Annotated in this window: 17 protein-coding genes; 11 read left to right on the top strand and 6 right to left on the bottom strand. The window is 45.7% G+C overall.

The window, feature by feature from the left end:
• The first annotated feature begins 128 nt into the window (after positions 1 to 128).
• The 4 genes from tatA (at position 129) to JMX83_RS07675 (ending at position 3,603) form a co-directional block, all read left to right on the top strand.
• Positions 129 to 371 (top strand): Sec-independent protein translocase subunit TatA, encoded by a 243-nt coding sequence (gene tatA, locus JMX83_RS07690; protein WP_201600244.1) that lies wholly within the window; start codon positions 129 to 131, stop codon positions 369 to 371.
• Between the two features lie 26 nt (positions 372 to 397).
• Entirely contained in the window at positions 398 to 1,057 is a 660-nt protein-coding gene (gene tatB, locus JMX83_RS07685) for a Sec-independent protein translocase protein TatB (RefSeq protein WP_201600241.1), read from the top strand.
• Complete coding sequence (gene tatC / locus JMX83_RS07680; RefSeq protein ID WP_201600239.1) at positions 1,057 to 1,944, top strand: twin-arginine translocase subunit TatC; 888 nt, start codon at positions 1,057 to 1,059, stop codon at positions 1,942 to 1,944. The genes tatB and tatC overlap by 1 nt, the downstream gene beginning before the upstream one ends.
• 162 nt (positions 1,945 to 2,106) lie before the next feature.
• Complete coding sequence (locus tag JMX83_RS07675) at positions 2,107 to 3,603, top strand: UvrD-helicase domain-containing protein (protein WP_201600237.1); 1,497 nt, start codon at positions 2,107 to 2,109, stop codon at positions 3,601 to 3,603.
• A gap of 118 nt (positions 3,604 to 3,721) precedes the next feature.
• Here the strand turns inward: JMX83_RS07675 and JMX83_RS07670 are convergent, their stop codons facing one another.
• Positions 3,722 to 4,120, bottom strand: a complete 399-nt coding sequence (locus tag JMX83_RS07670; RefSeq protein ID WP_201600235.1) for a hypothetical protein — start codon at positions 4,118 to 4,120, stop codon at positions 3,722 to 3,724.
• 80 nt (positions 4,121 to 4,200) lie between these two features.
• Between JMX83_RS07670 and JMX83_RS07665 the strand changes: the two genes are divergently transcribed.
• Entirely contained in the window at positions 4,201 to 5,205 is a 1,005-nt protein-coding gene (locus JMX83_RS07665) for a tRNA dihydrouridine synthase (protein WP_201600233.1), read from the top strand.
• Between the two features lie 46 nt (positions 5,206 to 5,251).
• Here JMX83_RS07665 and JMX83_RS07660 read toward each other — a convergent pair whose 3' ends face one another.
• Entirely contained in the window at positions 5,252 to 5,680 is a 429-nt protein-coding gene (locus tag JMX83_RS07660) for an MAPEG family protein (protein ID WP_371533090.1), read from the bottom strand.
• Positions 5,681 to 5,691: 11 nt separating this feature from the next.
• A complete protein-coding gene (locus JMX83_RS07655; protein WP_201600231.1) occupies positions 5,692 to 6,105 on the bottom strand; it encodes an OsmC family protein in 414 nt (137 codons plus the stop codon).
• Between the two features lie 451 nt (positions 6,106 to 6,556).
• Here JMX83_RS07655 and JMX83_RS07650 point away from each other — a divergent pair, with 451 nt between their 5' ends.
• A complete protein-coding gene (locus JMX83_RS07650; RefSeq protein ID WP_114701778.1) occupies positions 6,557 to 7,078 on the top strand; it encodes an RNA pyrophosphohydrolase in 522 nt (173 codons plus the stop codon).
• Between the two features lie 100 nt (positions 7,079 to 7,178).
• Here the strand turns inward: JMX83_RS07650 and JMX83_RS07645 are convergent, their stop codons facing one another.
• From JMX83_RS07645 to JMX83_RS07635, 3 genes are all read right to left on the bottom strand, one after another.
• The gene (locus JMX83_RS07645; RefSeq protein WP_201600230.1) at positions 7,179 to 8,273 is read right to left on the bottom strand and encodes an NAD(P)-dependent alcohol dehydrogenase; all 1,095 of its coding nucleotides are present in this window, start codon (positions 8,271 to 8,273) and stop codon (positions 7,179 to 7,181) included.
• A gap of 180 nt (positions 8,274 to 8,453) precedes the next feature.
• A complete protein-coding gene (locus JMX83_RS07640; RefSeq protein WP_201600229.1) occupies positions 8,454 to 9,287 on the bottom strand; it encodes an NRDE family protein in 834 nt (277 codons plus the stop codon).
• Between the two features lie 90 nt (positions 9,288 to 9,377).
• Positions 9,378 to 11,033, bottom strand: coding sequence for a DUF4139 domain-containing protein (locus JMX83_RS07635; RefSeq protein WP_201600227.1), 1,656 nt, complete (start codon positions 11,031 to 11,033; stop codon positions 9,378 to 9,380).
• A gap of 388 nt (positions 11,034 to 11,421) precedes the next feature.
• On the opposite strand from JMX83_RS07635, the gene urtA reads away from it, so the two are divergent.
• The 5 genes from urtA to urtE all read left to right on the top strand — a co-directional run bounded on the left by urtA (position 11,422) and on the right by urtE (position 17,513).
• Positions 11,422 to 12,774 (top strand): urea ABC transporter substrate-binding protein, encoded by a 1,353-nt coding sequence (gene urtA / locus JMX83_RS07630; RefSeq protein WP_201600225.1) that lies wholly within the window; start codon positions 11,422 to 11,424, stop codon positions 12,772 to 12,774.
• A gap of 433 nt (positions 12,775 to 13,207) precedes the next feature.
• Positions 13,208 to 14,803 carry an urea ABC transporter permease subunit UrtB gene (gene urtB, locus JMX83_RS07625; RefSeq protein ID WP_227675783.1) on the top strand — a complete coding sequence of 532 codons (1,596 nt, stop codon included), beginning with the start codon at positions 13,208 to 13,210 and terminating at the stop codon, positions 14,801 to 14,803.
• 10 nt (positions 14,804 to 14,813) lie between these two features.
• Positions 14,814 to 15,884: an urea ABC transporter permease subunit UrtC gene (gene urtC, locus JMX83_RS07620; protein ID WP_201600223.1), complete on the top strand. Its 1,071-nt coding sequence runs from the start codon at positions 14,814 to 14,816 to the stop codon at positions 15,882 to 15,884.
• Positions 15,884 to 16,729: an urea ABC transporter ATP-binding protein UrtD gene (gene urtD, locus JMX83_RS07615; RefSeq protein WP_201600221.1), complete on the top strand. Its 846-nt coding sequence runs from the start codon at positions 15,884 to 15,886 to the stop codon at positions 16,727 to 16,729. Before urtC ends, urtD begins: the two co-directional genes overlap by 1 nt.
• A gap of 85 nt (positions 16,730 to 16,814) precedes the next feature.
• Positions 16,815 to 17,513: an urea ABC transporter ATP-binding subunit UrtE gene (gene urtE, locus JMX83_RS07610; protein WP_201600219.1), complete on the top strand. Its 699-nt coding sequence runs from the start codon at positions 16,815 to 16,817 to the stop codon at positions 17,511 to 17,513.
• Positions 17,514 to 17,589 lie beyond the last annotated feature (76 nt).

The following is a 17,589-nucleotide window of genomic DNA, read 5'->3' as shown; positions in this document are numbered from 1 at the left end:
ATGCTTTTTTTTGATACATAACTCTTTTATCAACACAAAGCAGGCTTTATCAACACAAAGCAGACATATAAAGACTGAAAACTAAGTCACAAAAACAGGTCACAAAACCAAGTCACAAGGATACCATTATGGGTAGTTTTTCTATTACGCATTGGCTGATACTATTGGTCGTCGTCGTTGTCGTGTTTGGCACTGCAAAACTAAAAAATGCTGGCAAAGATTTGGGGGGTGCGGTTAAAGGCTTTAAAGAAGCGGTCAAAGATGAAAATACAGAGCATGCCAAAAAACGCGTGGTGCTTGACCATGATGGCACGGCCCATACCGACGAGCGCCCAACAACCACTAAGGTTGATGATAAGCATAATGTATAGCATCTAGACAGTGACATCGGACCATTATGTTTGATATCGGGTTTTCTGAACTACTTCTCTTTGGCGTAATCGCCCTAATCGTTTTGGGCCCAGAAAAACTGCCACAGGCAGCGCGTACGGCTGGGCAATGGTATGCCAAAATTCGCCGCACCGTCTCGACCTTGCAATCTGAGATAGAGGCCGAACTGGATTTGGCTGAGACACGCCAGCAAATGCAAAAAGAACTTGCCAAAATTCGTCAAACCGAAGCCGATATGAGGCGTGAGATGGCGGAGATGCGCGGCAATATGAAAGCTTTTGAAAGCTCACAAAGCCATTCTCTAAAAGCATCGAATGAAGCGGTCGCGAATGATAGAAATAGCAAAGCTGACGACACAAAAAATCATCAGCAATCAGCCATACCAAACGCATTCGACTATTCTTATGCAACTGACAAGCAGCAAGATACACTAGAGAACGGTCAGTTATCAAAGCGCGGTAACAGCAACGATGATAGCGATATGGCCGCTCCCGTTACTCAAATCCTTAATACCCGACCGTGGGAAAATATGTGGTTCCGTTTGGGTGCTTACGATAAAGCCCGTCGCCTCCCAATGCCGCCTTATCTACCGAACTATAAAGCCGATATCTTACTAAATAGCTCGGTAAGTACACAGACTTCTGATAATAAGCAGGGGACTGACTGATGCAACTACTCAAACGAAAAAAAAGTCGCCAAGAGAAACTCACTGATTCAGATCCTGCTGCTTTAGATGGTATTGATCAAGGCGATAAAGCAACGACTGATAGCACTCAAAATGAATCATCAGATGATGTTTTAAGCGCATTGGGTGACATGCCTATCACTGAGCATTTGATTGAGCTACGCCGCCATTTGATCAAAATATGCGTGGCAGTATTGGTCATATTTTTGGGGTTGGTCGGTTATTCGCGCGAGCTCTATAACTTCTTATCAGATCCGTTGGTGGCGCAGCTTCCTGCCAACTCGACCATGATTGCCACTGATATTACGTCGAACTTCATGGCACCGATACGTTTGACAGTCTTCGTTGCTGCATTTTTGGCAATGCCTTATATTCTTTATCAAATTTGGTCGTTTGTCGCGCCAGGTTTATATAAAAAAGAAAAGAAAATCGCAATACCAGTACTCTTGTCTTCTATATTTTTGTTTTATGCGGGTGTGGCTTTTTCTTATTTTATTGTGCTCAAAGGGGTCTTAAAGTTTTTTATTATGTTTGCCCCGCAAAACGTACTACCAATGACGGATATCGACAGTTATCTGAGCTTTGCCTTAAAATTATTTATGGTTTTTGGCTTAACATTCGAGATTCCAGTTGTGACCTTGCTATTGATATTGGCCGGTATTGTCTCCATTCAGAGTCTAGAAGAAAAGCGTCGTTATATCATTGTCGGCTGTTTTGCTGTGGCTGCCGTGGTCACGCCGCCTGACGGGGTATCCATGCTGATGCTGGCAATCCCGATGTGGTTACTGTTTGAGCTGGGGTTATTTTTGGCAAAAATTTTGATCAAAGAAGAACCTAGCACTGATCTAATATCAACAGTCAAAGAATAAAGCATTTACCCGTCTGACTTATCTTGTTTTCTTCTTGCCCCACGCGTAAGCTTAGTGCTTATTGTTACGATTGAGTACCGCCATCTATAAGCCATTGTTTATCCAGTGGCTTTTTTTGCCCCTTGTGTTTTTAATCACTTCTTGTATTTAGGTAGCTTTATTATGTCCGCATCGATGCCAGCTTATATGAGCGATCCCACTGATGAGCAGCTCGCCGCGCTGAATATGGCGATGGATCACAAATCATTTAAAGTGGTGGCGTATGCAGGCGCTGGTAAGACCACGACACTCAAGCTAATCGGTGAGCGTTTACGGGGTCGCGGACTGTATCTGGCTTTTAACAAAGCGATTGCCAATGATGCTCGTTCAAAGTTTCCACCCCACGTCGAGTGTCGTACTTTTCACTCACTGGCCTATCGCCATGTCGCTCGTGATATTACCGCCAAGCTATCTTTGCCACGATTTTCACCTAAGCGTCTCGGGGATGATTTGGGCTTGCAGCCTGTACAAGTCCGCCGGCAAATGGATGGGGTTAATAAATACATTACGCTGACACCCGCACGATTGTCTCGGTTCGTCAGTGATGCGGTAAGTAACTTCTGTAGTACGCATGCCAGCTATCCTGCACCAAGGCACATACTGTTCCCAAGTTGGCTCGATGACTCAGACGCGGAGCAGCTACGCGAGATGCTCTACCCTGCCGTTGAACAGCGCTGGCTACAGTCGATCGATGCGCGTCATCCTGCGGGCATTGGGCATGATATTTATCTTAAGCTTTGGGCATTGTCTAAGCCGAGTATTCCTGCGGACTTTATTTTATTTGACGAAGCGCAAGATGCTGATCCATTGATGATGGGTATCTTGACCCAGCAGTCGAGACAAGTTATCTATGTGGGCGATGCGCATCAGCAGATTTATGAATGGCGCGGCGCGGTCAATGCGATGAAAAAACTGCCATTGCCGCAAACCTTATTGACGCAGTCTTTTCGCTTTGGTGAGCCGATTGCAGAAGTGGCAAATACCTTACTAAAAGCACTGCAAGAAGACGTGCCGTTAAAGGGCAATCCAAACAAACAGTCTTCTACTGATAAAGGTATGGTACACAGTAAAAAGGACGCCATTTTATGCCGTACCAATGCCGCTGCGATGTCGCAATTATTGACAGGACTAAAGCACGGGCATCGCGTTGCGCTACAAGCCGATACCGACCGTATGCTCAAATTCTGTCAGGCGGCGGAAAACTTAAAAAATGGTAAATCAGCTTACGGCGTACCCGAGCTGGCTTATTTTTATAATTGGGGTGATGTACAAGAGTATGCTGAAACCAACGAGGGTAGCGATCTCAAAACATTGGTCAAACTGGTCGATGACCATGGGACTAATGTGTTAAGCCAAGCGGTCAACAGTCTCACCAGTATAGAAAATGCGGATTACGTTATCTCTACCGCGCATAAAGCCAAGGGGCTTGAATGGGGCAAAGTACAACTAGATGATGATTTTTACTACGATGTGACGACCAATGCGGTCAAGATAAGTCCAGAAGAATTGCGCCTGCTCTATGTTGCTTGCACGCGTGCGCAAAGCAATTTGGATATTCATAATATTAAAGACTTGATCTCTGGCTTACAGACGGGGAAAAAGGTGATTTTTGGGTCTTAAGGTTGTATCGTATTTTACGACGTTTAAACTTAGTTCCGTAAGCTCGTGTTTTTCATCCAATTTCAAGACTTTTCAGAATAGAAAGGCTGGATGAAAAACCCAGCCTTTCAGCTATGACTTAAGTATCGTAGTAGCCTTCCCAAGGAGGAAAAAATGCTAAGCCATACGGTTGATACTCAATGCATGCTGAGTCTTCTCTAGCGATAAAACCAAAGGTCAAGCCATTTAGTACCACATTAAATGTTGTTGTTTCAACATCACAATATCTTGCATTATCTAAATGCTTAATTGCCTTTTTTAACTCTAACTCAGCATCCCCTATTTTTTCTTTTTCCCATATCTCTGAACTTGTTAAAGAACCACTGCTATCAAGTAGATGTAAAACGGCTAGAGGTCTTGTTTGAGATAATCCGCCAAAAAAATTAAAACCGATAAAAGTGAGATCATTCCCATATTTTCCTACGTAATGAGTATGATAATCCTCCTCTCTTCTCACTAAGATTTTTCTTGGTAACATTTTTTTATCCTCGAAATTAAAGATTTAAAACCAATGCGAATAAGTTATCATACATTTTTATATCACATCCTATGAAATCAATGTCCTTTTCAAATAAATTCTTCGTCAATCCCGTCCGCCTCCTCGCCCCCATGGAAGGCCTAACCGATCCTTTGATGCGCCAAATCTTAACGCAAATTGCGTCTGACTTGGGCCGGCCTTATGATTGGTCAGTCAGTGAGTTTATTCGTATCACCCAGCATGTCTTGCCTGCGCACGTGTTTTATAAATACGTGCCTGAGCTGAATGACGATGCCAAAACGGCTTCTGGTACGCCCATTCATGTGCAGCTTTTGGGTAGTGAGGCGCAGCTCATGGCAGAAAATGCCACTTATGCTGCCGAGCTTGGCGCACCTGCGATTGATATCAATTTTGGTTGCCCTGCCAAAACCGTCAATAGCCATCGCGGCGGCTCGGTGCTGCTCGATGAGCCTGAAACCATGTATCAGATTATCAGTGCGGTACGTCAGGCTGTGCCCGCGCATATTCCTGTCTCTGCCAAGATTCGCTTGGGCTATACCGACACCTCACAGATGGATGATATTCGCGGCGCAATTGTTGCAAGTGGCGCGGATTGGCTAACCATTCATGCACGCACCAAAACCCAAGGTTATAAGCCGCCTGCTTATTGGGACAAAATCCAGAGCTTTAATGCGCTCGATATTCCTGTGATTGCCAATGGCGAAATATGGACAGCAGCGCAAGCAAATGACTGTATGACTCAGGCAGGAACGCCACATCTCATGTTAGGTCGCGGCGCAGTGACACGACCTGATTTGGTTGCACAAGTTGATAATGACACTGAAAACAGTACTGACAGCGTAGAGAATACAGCAACCTTGTTATGGCAAGACTTGATCGCCCATCAGATTCGGTTTTTGGAAGGTGCAGCAAAGAACGATGTGGTATTGGTTGGGCGCTATAAACAGTGGCTAGGTATGCTCACCAAAGGCTATGCTGAGGCGCAAATAGTGTGGGAGGGTATCAAACGAGAGAAAAACAAAGCGGTGATTATCAGCGCACTACAAGCGAGTGTACAAGAATAATCACCTATTCTGATCTGATGTATTTGATAAGTATGGATGGGTAGCGCTATACACTCACTCGTATTGCCAGATAAAACAGCATCAGACAGCATGCCATTGATAACACCCAAAGGATAGAGCGAAACGTCGACAAGTTGGTGATGTACGCGGTGCAATAACCAATCCGTATGATCACATAGAGCCAAGCCAATACATTGATAATCGATTGTGGCACAAAGAACAGCATAGCCACTAGCACTGCCGCCAAAAATACCGGCAAAGTCTCATAGCTGTTTTTTTGTGCGGCATCAGCGCGTGCCGCCATCCCTGTTGCATTTTTAAAAAAATCGCGAGGATGTGCATTATTTCTGACCCTAAAGCCGCCAGATACTTTTGCAATTATTGATACAGCCCATGGCAGTAAGCTCGCTACCACCATCGCCCAAATGGCAGACGCAACTTTATCAGAAACCAAGTCAAAAAATGCACTGATCATTATATAAGTCCTTAGCCTGCAATCACTTCAAAATCATGGGTGATATTAACCCCACCCGCGACCAGCATGCGACTGGCTGAGCAGTATTTTTCTGCGGATAAATGAATGGCTTTTTCGACCTGTTTATCTTTAATGTCTTGACCAGTGACCACAAAATGCAGGTGAATATCGGTATACACGGCTGGTGTTGTCTCGGCACGCTGCGCAGTCAACTCACAACGTACATCGGTGACGTCTTGACGAGATTTTTGGAGAATTGACACCACATCATAGCTGGCACAACCACCCAAACCCAATAGAACGAGCTCCATTGGACTGGCGCCTTTTTCTTTATCTGCATCGATTTGTACATTGTGTCCTGACGGTGACACACCCATAAAGGCTTTGTTCTCTTGCCATGTGACGCTTGCTTTTGATTCTGACATTGTGAATGTTCCTTACTTTAATTGGCATATCGCCTATTTTTATTGTTTGAAATGTATATAACTTGGCTAGTGTAGCATAAGCCAAAGCAAGATTTTATAAAGCCATTGTTTGGCTATGGTGTCGTGAGAAAACAATTTCTTGGTTTTACCCTCTTCTTTAATAAATGATTTGAGCACTATGCAGCTATCATTACTCGCATCGATATTTATTAAATTTCTATTTGAAAAACCTACAAAAGTCTGTTTATAAATAGTTGATTTTAAAAGGTAAAACTCGTGAAACATTTTATAGCAAAATACTGTTACACATTTTGCTTGTTTCTTGGTTTAATAACGGTAATGAATCTTGTTTTGAGCTGATATCGATAACAATCACCTTATAATAATTACGATTGCTATCATGGTTTTAATTCAAAACGAGCTATTTTTAAACAAATTAAAAGGTTTAGTCATGATAGATGCAGACGGCTTTCGCGCCAATGTCGGCATCATCTTGGCAAATACACAAGGGCAGGTTCTGTGGGCAAAACGTATTGGTCACAACGCTTGGCAGTTTCCGCAAGGTGGTATCGACCGCGGGGAGACGCCGATGGATGCAATGTATCGCGAGCTCTGGGAAGAGGTCGGTTTACATCCGCGTCATGTGGACTTATTAGCAGTCACCCAAGACTGGCTGCGCTATCGTCTGCCAAAACGCTATGTACGTCATGGCCAGCACCCCTTATGTATTGGGCAAAAACAAAAATGGTTTTTGCTACGCTTAGATGAGCCAAATACCCAACATATCCGCTTTGATGAAGGGAAACCTGAATTTGACCATTGGCAATGGGTCAGCTACTGGTATCCACTCGGACAAGTGATTCACTTTAAACGAGGCGTTTATCGTCGCGCCTTACAAGAATTGGTACGAGAACTTCCCTTAAAGCAAGAACTGATCATTCCTGAGCAAAACAATCATTTGATCCAGTCTTAATTTCTGAAATGTCCTTTTACCTTTTTATATAAATGATGAAAAGCCTGTATCCAGTGATACAGGCTTTTTTTATTAAATATGAGTAAGGCTAAAGCGTATTCTAGGGTTTGATAGCAATTTTTAATACGCCATCACGTTGATGCATAAATAAGTCATAAGCTTCTACAATATCGTCTAGTGCGTAGGTATGCGTGACCATTGCTGATAAATCGACACGCCCTGACTCAACCACATTCAATAGACGACGCATACGCTCTTTACCACCTGGACATAAGGCGGTACGGATCGTGTGATCACCAAGACCAGCCGCAAAATATGCCATCGGGATTTTTAAATCTTCGGAATATACGCCAAGGCTTGAGAGTGTGCCACCTGGTTTCAATACTTTGAGACATTGCTCAAATGTAGATTGTAAGCCTAGCGCCTCAATACTACTATCAACACCGCGACCACCAGTGATTTTCATAATCTCATCAATGACATCGACTTCGTTAAAATTGAGAGTGATATCTGCTCCCAGCTTTTTGGCCATAGCTAAGCGCTCGTTATTGCCATCGATAGCGATGATCGTTGATGCACCTCTAAGCTTTGCGCCAGCGGTCGCGCACAAGCCAATTGGTCCTTGCGCAAATATCGCAACGATATCACCGATTTTTATATTGGCATTTTCAGCACCTTTAAAGCCTGTTGACATAATGTCTGGGCACATCAAAACTTGCTCATCGGTCAGACCATCAGGTACAGGTGCTAGGTTAGCCTGCGCATCAGGTACCAACACGTATTCGGCTTGCGTGCCATCGATGATATTACCAAAGCGCCAACCACCAGTCGCTTTATAGCCATGACAAGCACAGGTACCATCTGGCCCAATATAACCACCATCTTGTGAAGGGAAACCATCTTGACTGGCATAAGAAGTAAAACTTGGACAAATCGCACCAGCGATGACTCGTTGACCTTCTTCATAACCCATCACTGCACTACCTAGTTTTTCGATAATGCCCACTGGCTCATGACCAATAGTCAGCCCTTTAGCAACAGGATATTCACCCTTAAGGATATGAATATCAGTACCGCAAATGGTCGTTGTGGTGATTTTTAGCAAAGCATCATTTGGCCCAACATCGGGTATCTTCTTATCAGTGATTTCGATCTTACCTGGCTCAACAAATATTAGTGATTTCATCATACTCATGCCACACTCCTTGTTTTAACCCTTATTTGGACATAATAGAGTTTGATACCCTACTCAATGAGTGTAGGCCATAAAGGTGACAGTTTAAAGCAAAACCCACAATTACTTTATGGCTTTAAAAACTACTGATAAATTCACGTGAAATGAAGTATAGATACAGCTGAAAATGAGTGATGACTTTTACTCACTATCAATTGAATGCGGATACTCTCGACTGACAATGTAAGCGGTGAGCTCTGCACCTTTTCCCTTCTCTTGCCTCAAGGTTAAAATACTCTGGGTTCGTGTGCCATAAGTAGGCTTGCTGATGTCAGCGTTGCCAAAGCTCACAGGCTCAATATAGACAGAGGATAGGGTCTGCTCAAGCTCAGTACTCATCCCTGTATCTGGCAACTGATCGGCTGGTGCCTTGGTATTATCTGACAACACATTGAATGCAGCTGCTTGCCAGTAGCTAGCCGCGCTGTTCTCAGCAATCAAGGGCAATACCTCTTGGCGCAAACGACCACGCAACCGCTCAGTCTTAAACCAACTGTCCTCTGGCTGACCGTTAGAAAGCACATGCAGTCCTGCATGTAGCGGCGTGGGGACATGACCGCGGTTATTGACAATGACTGCTTGGATAGCATCACCGACAATCAGATTAAAGCCCGCATAAGCTTGTAATTCAATCTGCCGTGCAAATGCCATCGGACTGAGCGTACTGGTCAAAAAACGCGTGACCAACTCACCGCGCGAACGTTCGTCTAAACTTGCCTGCACACCATCGCGAAAATTCAATACGGCCGCCCAACGTCCATTTTGTTCATAATATTCCGAACTTTGCGTTTGTGACGCTTGCTGATGAATACCCAACCACGTACCGCCACTTTGCTTATCACGCCCTGCATAGATATCCTGATCAGACCATTGATGCAGCGGCTCTGTCGGACGCTGCAAAAACTCATCGCGATTAGACAATAGCACTAATGGCAGCTCGTCAAACAACTGCCAAGCAATGGCGACAATACACATAGTATTCCTTTTATAATCGTTTGTTGGGCGCGAGATTTTTGGTAAGAACAAAAATCATCACTTAAAACTGACTTGCTGAGCAGGCCTCATTTATCGATCACCACTCAATATCTTATTGGCAGGGTAACTGATTTGGGATGTTGTACGTATCACCTGTGACTGCTTACTTGGCACGTTAAACTCCCACGCTACCATGCCTTGATTGTCATTCCAATTACGCTCCGTGACAGGCGGCGTGTGGGTGACTGCGACTTTGAGACTGTCATCACGGCTAATAGGCTCGCTACCCAATACTTGCAAGCGCACAGTGCGGTTATGCTGATTGGTAAATTGATAGGCCTTAGTCGTTGTTAAGGTTTGTGTACGGTTGAGCACGCCCTTTTCACCTTGCTTGTCTTCATTGATCAGCGCTTTGACCATCATGCTTGGATCACGACCAAAACCAATCCCCTGCTCTTTTAACATCTGATAGTTATAGCGCGATTGTCCAACATAATTGTCATCACGGTATAGCTGTAATGAGCCATCTACCCAATCTGGCGTCAAGAACGGCGCTGATGCGTACCAATAGGCCGCCGTCTCGACGCTTGGGGTACTGCGAACCCACAGCTTACTGCTGCCAGATTGCTCACCAATGACAGTGCGCACTCGCCTGCCACCGCTGGGTATCGTCACTCGCTGCGGCAAGCGATACTCAATGATACCGTTTTTGTTTTGGCTACTGACCGTAAAGTTCGGCAGTGGTGCCATATTTGGTGCTCTAGAATCATCGCTATAACCCTCTCTGGCAGATACTACGACAGGCGTGTTATCCGACATAGGTATTGCATACACAACATTTTGGTTTTCTTCATAAAGTGATAGGCGCGGCACATGAGGCAGTCTCCCTGTCGCACTTTGGTTAGGGTTAGCAGTACTAAGAGTCACAGGGACGTTTGTCCAGTTCTCGCCCGTTTGCTGGGCAATAATCGCAGAGGCAGTGATATTTAGCTGCTCGCTATTGGTGTTGAGACGCGCCTGATAGGTGGGCTCCCAGCCTGCGCCTTGTACCTGATAATGCAATTTAATGCTACTTGGCGAGCGACTAGCAGTACGTACACTCACCTGTGTTACATTATTGGAGGTTGATGTGGCACTGCCTGCCATGAGCTGATTCAGTGCGTCTTGGGCGCGTGCTTGGCGCTGCTGAATGTCCAAAATCTTTTGGTTAAGGCTTACCGCTTGAGTCTCTATATCGCGTGTGTTGTTGGCGATAGTCCCTTCGGTGTTGAGTTGCGTAACTGTGGCCAAATTTTGCAAGTAGGCTTTTGCTAAGCGCGCCGCTTCTAATTCCGCATTAATGCTAGCCAAGGTATTTTGCTGTGTTTGTACCTTGGCGTCACCCTGATATTGGCATTGGATTGCTTGCTCTCCTGTTAACTCTTCAATACTGATTTCACCAATATTGACATTACCCACCGCCTGTACGCTGAGACTGTCTTTATCCATATAAGGTGACAGGCAAGAAAATATCACAGTTTGCTCACCGCTACCAGTAATGGGCAGTGCTCGTGTGACGCTTGCCAAGCCTTGATAAACCGTCACTTGCTCGATACTACTCGTTGCCGCTTGGGCGACGGGTAACCCTAATACCGTACTGCCACCAAGCACAAGTGGCAAAACCATAAGGCGCGATCGTTGCGAGCGCCGTGATGAGGTGCGAGCATGAGCCGTTAGGCCAGACCACTGTGTTCGGTATGCGTTCATATATCTTTCCTTAGAAGTGAAATCGATCATGGCGTCAGCGTAATCCATTTATGAGATACGTATGTGAAATAATGTCTATTCTATAGGCATTACCGTAGCCGTTTTGCAGATTTTTAGCAATAAGTGCTTTTAGCAACCTGTGTACTTATATCAGATCTTCGCTATGTCGTGACTTTGTTTTTACATTGCACCAATTTTTTATCTCCTTCCCCGTTATGGTGCGGTTTATTAACAATCGTGCACTAAATTAACGAAAATAATAGACAATATTTGTTTATTGCTCAATTATTACGCGATTATTGGCATTTTTGACTTGGCACGGAACTTGAACGCTTAATAACTGTTCAGGAGCAGTACTTTACCTTTTGTGTCTATTTAGGAGATGTCCATGTTTTCATTACCAACTTTAGCCAACCCTCAGGTTGTTGACGCTCACCTACACGGCAAAATCAAATCACGCTTTTCGTTACTAGCAATTGCCGTCGTTGGTAGTCTGAGCCTCGCTGGCTGTCAAAAGCCTGCCGAAACTGCGGCATCGACAGAGACAACGACTGAAACCACGACAGAGACAACGACCACTCCTGCCGCTGATGGCGATACGATCAAAGTAGGCATCTTGCACTCGCTATCTGGCACCATGGCCATTTCTGAAACTTCGCTAAAAGACACTGCACTCATGACCATTGACGAAATCAACGCCAATGGCGGCGTGCTCGGTAAGCAATTAGAGCCAGTAGTCGTCGACCCTGCCTCTGATTGGCCGTTGTTTGCTGAGAAAGCGCGTCAGCTGCTCACTCAAGATAAAGTCGATGTGATTTTTGGTGGTTGGACCTCGGTATCGCGTAAGTCAGTATTGCCAGTGGTTGAAGAGTTGAACGGCTTGATGTTTTATCCAGTGCAGTACGAAGGCCAAGAACAATCAGAAAATATCTTTTATACTGGCGCAGCGCCAAATCAGCAAGCCATTCCAGCGGTTGAGTATTTGATGAGTGAAGAAGGCGGCGGTGCAGAGCGCTTTGTACTACTGGGTACCGATTACGTCTATCCACGAACCACCAACCAGATTCTAAAGGCATTTTTGAAATCAAAAGGCGTGGCTGATGAAGACATCATGGAAGAGTACACGCCATTTGGTTTTAGCAACTATCAAACCATCGTCTCTAATATTAAGAAATTCTCAACGGGCAAAAAGACTGCGGTGATCTCTACCATCAATGGCGACTCAAACGTGCCGTTCTATCGTGAACTTGCCAACCAAGGTATCAAAGCCTCAGATATTCCCGTCATGGCGTTCTCAGTCGGTGAAGAAGAGCTGCGCGGTATCGATACCAACTTGCTACAAGGACACTTGGCGGCATGGAACTACTTTATGTCGATCAAAAACCCAACCAATAGCGATTTTACCAAACGCTATAAGCAATACGCGCTGGACAAAAAACTGCCAAATGCTGACAAAGTTGTGACCAATGATCCCATGGAGGCCACCTATGTGGGTATCAATATGTGGAAACAAGCCGTTGAAAAAGCAGGCACCACCAACGTCGATAAAGTGCGTATTAGTATGGCGGGACAAACCTTTGATGCGCCTTCTGGCTACACCCTAAAGATGGATGACGAAAATCATCATTTATGGAAGCCTGTAATGATTGGACAAATTCGTACGGATGGTCAGTTCGACATTATCTACAAAACTCCAGAAGTCATCCAAGCGCAGCCATGGAGCGAATATATTCCTAAATAAACAGTCTCCTAAATAAAGTTGTATTGAAAAATGCATGGATAGTCGGTAGATGGATAAACGAAATAAATAAGCCAATGCCTACTCTCCCCATTGATTTTCAACATTTATTTTCAAAACTTTCAAACACCTCAAAACCTTATTATCACTTCTGCTGCTTAGTCCGCTAAGCAGCAGAGGCTAAGGGTTTGTTGTCTGTAAAAACAGGGAGCCGCACATGCAGCGCCATACTTTACGCCCGTTTGCAGGGCAAATATCATCCGAACAGGGTAATAGTCCAAAAGCATCAGTTAGTGAAGTCATGCGGCACACGGCTCGTTTTTCCATCTATGCGCCGCTACGGTTACTTGCATTGATTGCATTATTCATAACCGCCACTGCCCATGCTGATAACGACTCCCAATCGGCAAATATCGCCATTGTCACCTCAGAGTCGATGACCGATGGCAATGACACGCTACGCACCAATAATGAGCAATCATTGACCACGCCTACACAAGCCTCAACTGCCGCATCAGGCGATACCATTCAACAGTTTGTGGCGGGCGATTTTAGTAAGCGCCAAGCCATGTTAAGTGATTGGCCAGGGTCAATTGAGAGTTTGGACAGTTTTGTTGAGTTGATTGCCAATGATGAGCTGTATCAAGGCAACGGCGGACAGACTTATTTACTCAACGCAGAGGATCAGCTATTTACGTATCCTGACAAAAAAGAAACGACCGATTGGCCAAGTGATCTATCACAAATCACCCTGACCAATGCCTTACGATCCGCGCTTATTTTTGGACAAGCCAAGGTAAAACTGGAGTCTGACAAGCCAGCACAGCGCCTGCAAGCTGTGGATATTTTGGCTGATAATATTGACCAAGTCGATCCAGCCATTATCACAACAGCCGCCGCAAACGAAGACAATGCCAACGTTCAAAAAGCACTATCGGCACTACAGGCGCGTATTGATTTCAAAAATGGCGATTTGCCCACTCAGATTGCAGCGGTCAATCTACTCGCTGATAGCGACAGCCCGCAGGTATTGGTTGATATTGAGTCTGCCCTTGCATCTGACAACTTAGATCCGACGCTTGAAGCGGCTCTCACTGATGCCAGAGACAGCGTGGCACGCCGTATCCAGATAAGCACATGGACAGGTCATATTTTCACTGGGATGAGTACGGCCAGTATTTTACTGCTGGCGGCGCTTGGCCTTGCGATTACTTTTGGTTTGCTTGGCGTGATTAATATGGCGCATGGTGAGCTGATTATGATTGGCGCGTATACCACTTATATGGTGCAAAACGCATTTCAAACTTATCTGCCGAATATGGCGGGCTGGTATTTGCTTGCTGCTATTCCAGCGGCATTTTTGGTCAGTGCCATCATCGGTATGATTATTGAGCGCATTGTCATTCGTCCGCTATATGGTCGTGAGCTGGAGACGCTATTGGCAACCTTTGGCGTGAGTCTCATTCTGATGCAGTTGGTACGGATGATTTTTGGCGCGCAAAACGTTGAAGTCAGTAATGTGGCGTGGCTCAGTGGCGCGTATCAAGTGTCATCCAGCCTTGTACTCCCTTACAACCGCATCGCCATCATCGTGTTTACCGTCATTGTCGTGGCGCTACTGGTGTACTTGCTCAATAAGACTCGCTTTGGATTATTTATACGCGCGGTCACTCAAAACCGTCAAATGGCACGTGCCGTCGGTATCCCTTCTGCGCGCATCGATATGATGGCATTTGGTTTGGGCTCTGGACTGGCTGGTATGGCTGGTTGCGCGCTGGCGCAAGTGGGCAACGTCGGCCCTGATCTGGGTCAGACGTATATTATTGATACGTTTTTGGTCGTCGTCGTTGGCGGGGTTGGACAAGTATGGGGCGCGGTATTGGCCGCCTTGGGACTTGGCGTTAGTGGTACGGTGCTTGAGATTGGCATTGGTGCAGTATTGGCCAAGATTGTGTTGTTGGTTCTTGTGATTCTGTTTATTCAGAAGCGGCCACAAGGTTTATTTGCCCTCAAAGGCCGCTTTGTCGAATAAGGAGACTCTTATGATACTGACCAAATTACTGTCTGACACACGGCGTAGCGCCATTTTAATCGGTTTGTGCTTTGCGGTGCTATTGATACTCCCTTGGTTGCATCTAATGCCAGAGACGTCACCCTTTCACCTATCCGCCTACTGGATTACCCTGATTGGCAAAATCATGGCACTGGCAATGGTGGCATTGGCACTAGATCTAGTCTGGGGCTACGCTGGTATTTTGAGTTTAGGGCATGGCTTATATTTTGCGCTGGGTGGTTATGCGTTTGGCATGTACTTAACGCGTGAGACTGCTGGCGATGGCCTGCCTGACTTTATGCGTTTCTTGAGCTGGACTGAGATGCCATGGTACTGGGCCGGCACGCAGCATTTTTGGTGGGCAATGGCATTAGTGGTTTTAGTGCCAGGTGTGATTGCCTTTATCTTTGGTTTTTTTGCTTTCCGCTCAAAAATCAAAGGTGTTTATTTTTCTATCATCACTCAGGCCATGGTCTATGCCGCCGCCCTGCTATTCTTCCGTAACGAAACAGGCTTCGGCGGTAACAATGGCTTTACCGGTTTTACCACCCTTCTCGGCTATGACATTACTGCTGCCTCAACCCGTGCGGTGCTGTGTTTTGTCACTGCCTTGGCGCTCCTCGTATCTTACATGGGACTGCGTTATTTAATAAACCAGCCTTATGGACGCGTACTGGGCGCGATTCGCGATAGCGAGAACCGCTTGCAGTATTTAGGCTATCGCACGCTATGGTACAAGCTCTCTGCTTGGGTGTTGTCCGCCGTCATTGCTGGTATCGCAGGTGCGCTATACGTACCGCAAGTTGGCATTATTAACCCGAGTGAGATGAATCCTGTTAACTCAATTGAGATGGCAGTCTGGGTCGCGACTGGTGGTCGAGGCAGCTTAATTGGCGCGATTTTGGGAACGGGTGTGGTGAACGCGGTAAAAACCTACTTTACGGTTGCCTACCCTGAGTTTTGGCTATTGATATTGGGCGGGCTATTCGTTGTGGTCACGTTGTTTTTACCCAATGGCATTATGGGCTTGTTCGACCGCTTTAAAAAGGAGAAAGAGTAATGCTAACTGATAAATCAACAACGTCCGAGCAGCCAACCAATGAGTATGGGCGTACTCATGGTGGCTCTGGCCGCAGCCATCCAAAGCCAGCAGGCGTCGATTTTAGCCATGGTATTGCGCTATATCTAGAAGATGTGAGCGTTTGGTTTGATTCGTTTCGCGCACTTAACAATCTGTCGCTCTATATTGAGGAAGGTGAGCTGCGCTGTATTATCGGCCCTAATGGCGCGGGTAAAACCACCCTGATGGATGTCATCACTGGTAAAACTCGACCTACCGAAGGCAGCGTGTTTTTTGGTCAGACGCATAATCTTGCCAGCCTATCTACCGAAGAAATCGCTGAAGCAGGTATCGGTCGTAAATTTCAAAAACCCACTGTCTTTGAGAATTTTACGGTGATAGACAATTTGCTACTTGCCGCGCCAAAAGACAAGCGCGTGGTCAAAAGCTTGTTCAATAAACTCGATGCCGATACTCGCGACACCCTCGATGCCACCCTACAGCAGATTCGCCTGACTGACAAAATCAACAAGCCAGCTGGGCTGCTCTCTCATGGTCAAAAACAATGGCTAGAGATTGGTATGTTACTGATGCAGAGTCCCAAACTGATCTTGCTTGATGAGCCAGTAGCCGGTATGACCGACGCCGAAACTGAACATACTGCCGAGCTGTGCCTGCGCCTAAAAAAGAACCATACCTTAGTGGTGGTCGAGCATGACATGACCTTTATCGATGCGATTAGTGAAAAAGTCACCGTACTGGCCCAAGGGGCGATATTGGCCGAAGGTACCTTGGCGGAAGTACAAGCCAATGAAGCGGTGATTGAGTCCTATCTGGGTCGATAGTTGGACAATAATTCAATACATCGTTAGCCAATAAGCCGCTAAACCATGCAAATATTAAAAATCATTGAAAGATTAGGAGACCGTCATGTTACAAGTCAATGGCATCAATCAATATTATGGCGGCAGTCATATTTTACGAGATGTCTCGTTTACAGCACCCGTAGGCGCATGCAGTGTCGTACTTGGCCGTAATGGCGTGGGCAAGACCACCTTACTCAAATGCCTGATGGGGATATTGCCAATCAAATCAGGGCAAATTTTGCTCAACGACCAAGACATCAGCAAACTCTCCCCCGAGCAGCGCGTGCAAGCAGGTTTGGCTTATGTGCCGCAAGGTCGCGATATATTCTCGACACTAACGGTAGAAGAAAATATCTTGATTGGTATGGCAAAGTTTTCACGCAGTAAAGCCAAGCAAGTACCCAAGCATTTATATGATATTTTTCCAGTGCTTGATGAGATGAAACATCGCCGCGGTGGTGATTTGTCTGGCGGTCAGCAGCAGCAGCTTGCCATTGCTCGCGCGCTCGCCTCCGAGCCATCAGTACTGATTTTGGATGAGCCAACCGAAGGTATACAGCCGTCTATCATTAAAGATATCGGCCGTGTGCTTCGGGACTTAGCTGACAAAGGTGACATGGCCATTGTACTGGTCGAACAGTTTTATGAATTTGCTGAAGAGCTTGCTGACAACTACACCGTATTATCACGCGGTAAGGTCGTGTCTCAAGGTGCAGGCGATACGATGATCGAAAACAAAGTACAAGAACTGGTGGCTATCTAACTGTTTTAATTATATTTACTTGGTAGTGGACATCTTTTATGTGCCAAGGACGTCATACTCTTCTTAGACTGTCCGC

The sequence above is a fragment of the Psychrobacter piscatorii genome, from assembly GCF_904846415.1.
In the GTDB taxonomy this organism is placed as follows: Bacteria; Pseudomonadota; Gammaproteobacteria; order Pseudomonadales; family Moraxellaceae; genus Psychrobacter; species Psychrobacter piscatorii.
This window is presented reverse-complemented; position numbering and strand designations above follow the sequence as displayed.

Coding starts and splice junctions, on each gene's coding strand:
- tatA (WP_201600244.1), top strand. CDS start 129: ATGGGTAGTTTTTCTATTACGCATTGGCTGATACTATTGGTCGTCGTC.
- tatB (WP_201600241.1), top strand. CDS start 398: ATGTTTGATATCGGGTTTTCTGAACTACTTCTCTTTGGCGTAATCGCC.
- tatC (WP_201600239.1), top strand. CDS start 1,057: ATGCAACTACTCAAACGAAAAAAAAGTCGCCAAGAGAAACTCACTGAT.
- JMX83_RS07675 (WP_201600237.1), top strand. CDS start 2,107: ATGTCCGCATCGATGCCAGCTTATATGAGCGATCCCACTGATGAGCAG.
- JMX83_RS07670 (WP_201600235.1), bottom strand. CDS start 4,120: ATGTTACCAAGAAAAATCTTAGTGAGAAGAGAGGAGGATTATCATACT.
- JMX83_RS07665 (WP_201600233.1), top strand. CDS start 4,201: ATGTCCTTTTCAAATAAATTCTTCGTCAATCCCGTCCGCCTCCTCGCC.
- JMX83_RS07660 (WP_371533090.1), bottom strand. CDS start 5,680: ATGATCAGTGCATTTTTTGACTTGGTTTCTGATAAAGTTGCGTCTGCC.
- JMX83_RS07655 (WP_201600231.1), bottom strand. CDS start 6,105: ATGTCAGAATCAAAAGCAAGCGTCACATGGCAAGAGAACAAAGCCTTT.
- JMX83_RS07650 (WP_114701778.1), top strand. CDS start 6,557: ATGATAGATGCAGACGGCTTTCGCGCCAATGTCGGCATCATCTTGGCA.
- JMX83_RS07645 (WP_201600230.1), bottom strand. CDS start 8,273: ATGAGTATGATGAAATCACTAATATTTGTTGAGCCAGGTAAGATCGAA.
- JMX83_RS07640 (WP_201600229.1), bottom strand. CDS start 9,287: ATGTGTATTGTCGCCATTGCTTGGCAGTTGTTTGACGAGCTGCCATTA.
- JMX83_RS07635 (WP_201600227.1), bottom strand. CDS start 11,033: ATGAACGCATACCGAACACAGTGGTCTGGCCTAACGGCTCATGCTCGC.
- urtA (WP_201600225.1), top strand. CDS start 11,422: ATGTTTTCATTACCAACTTTAGCCAACCCTCAGGTTGTTGACGCTCAC.
- urtB (WP_227675783.1), top strand. CDS start 13,208: ATGACCGATGGCAATGACACGCTACGCACCAATAATGAGCAATCATTG.
- urtC (WP_201600223.1), top strand. CDS start 14,814: ATGATACTGACCAAATTACTGTCTGACACACGGCGTAGCGCCATTTTA.
- urtD (WP_201600221.1), top strand. CDS start 15,884: ATGCTAACTGATAAATCAACAACGTCCGAGCAGCCAACCAATGAGTAT.
- urtE (WP_201600219.1), top strand. CDS start 16,815: ATGTTACAAGTCAATGGCATCAATCAATATTATGGCGGCAGTCATATT.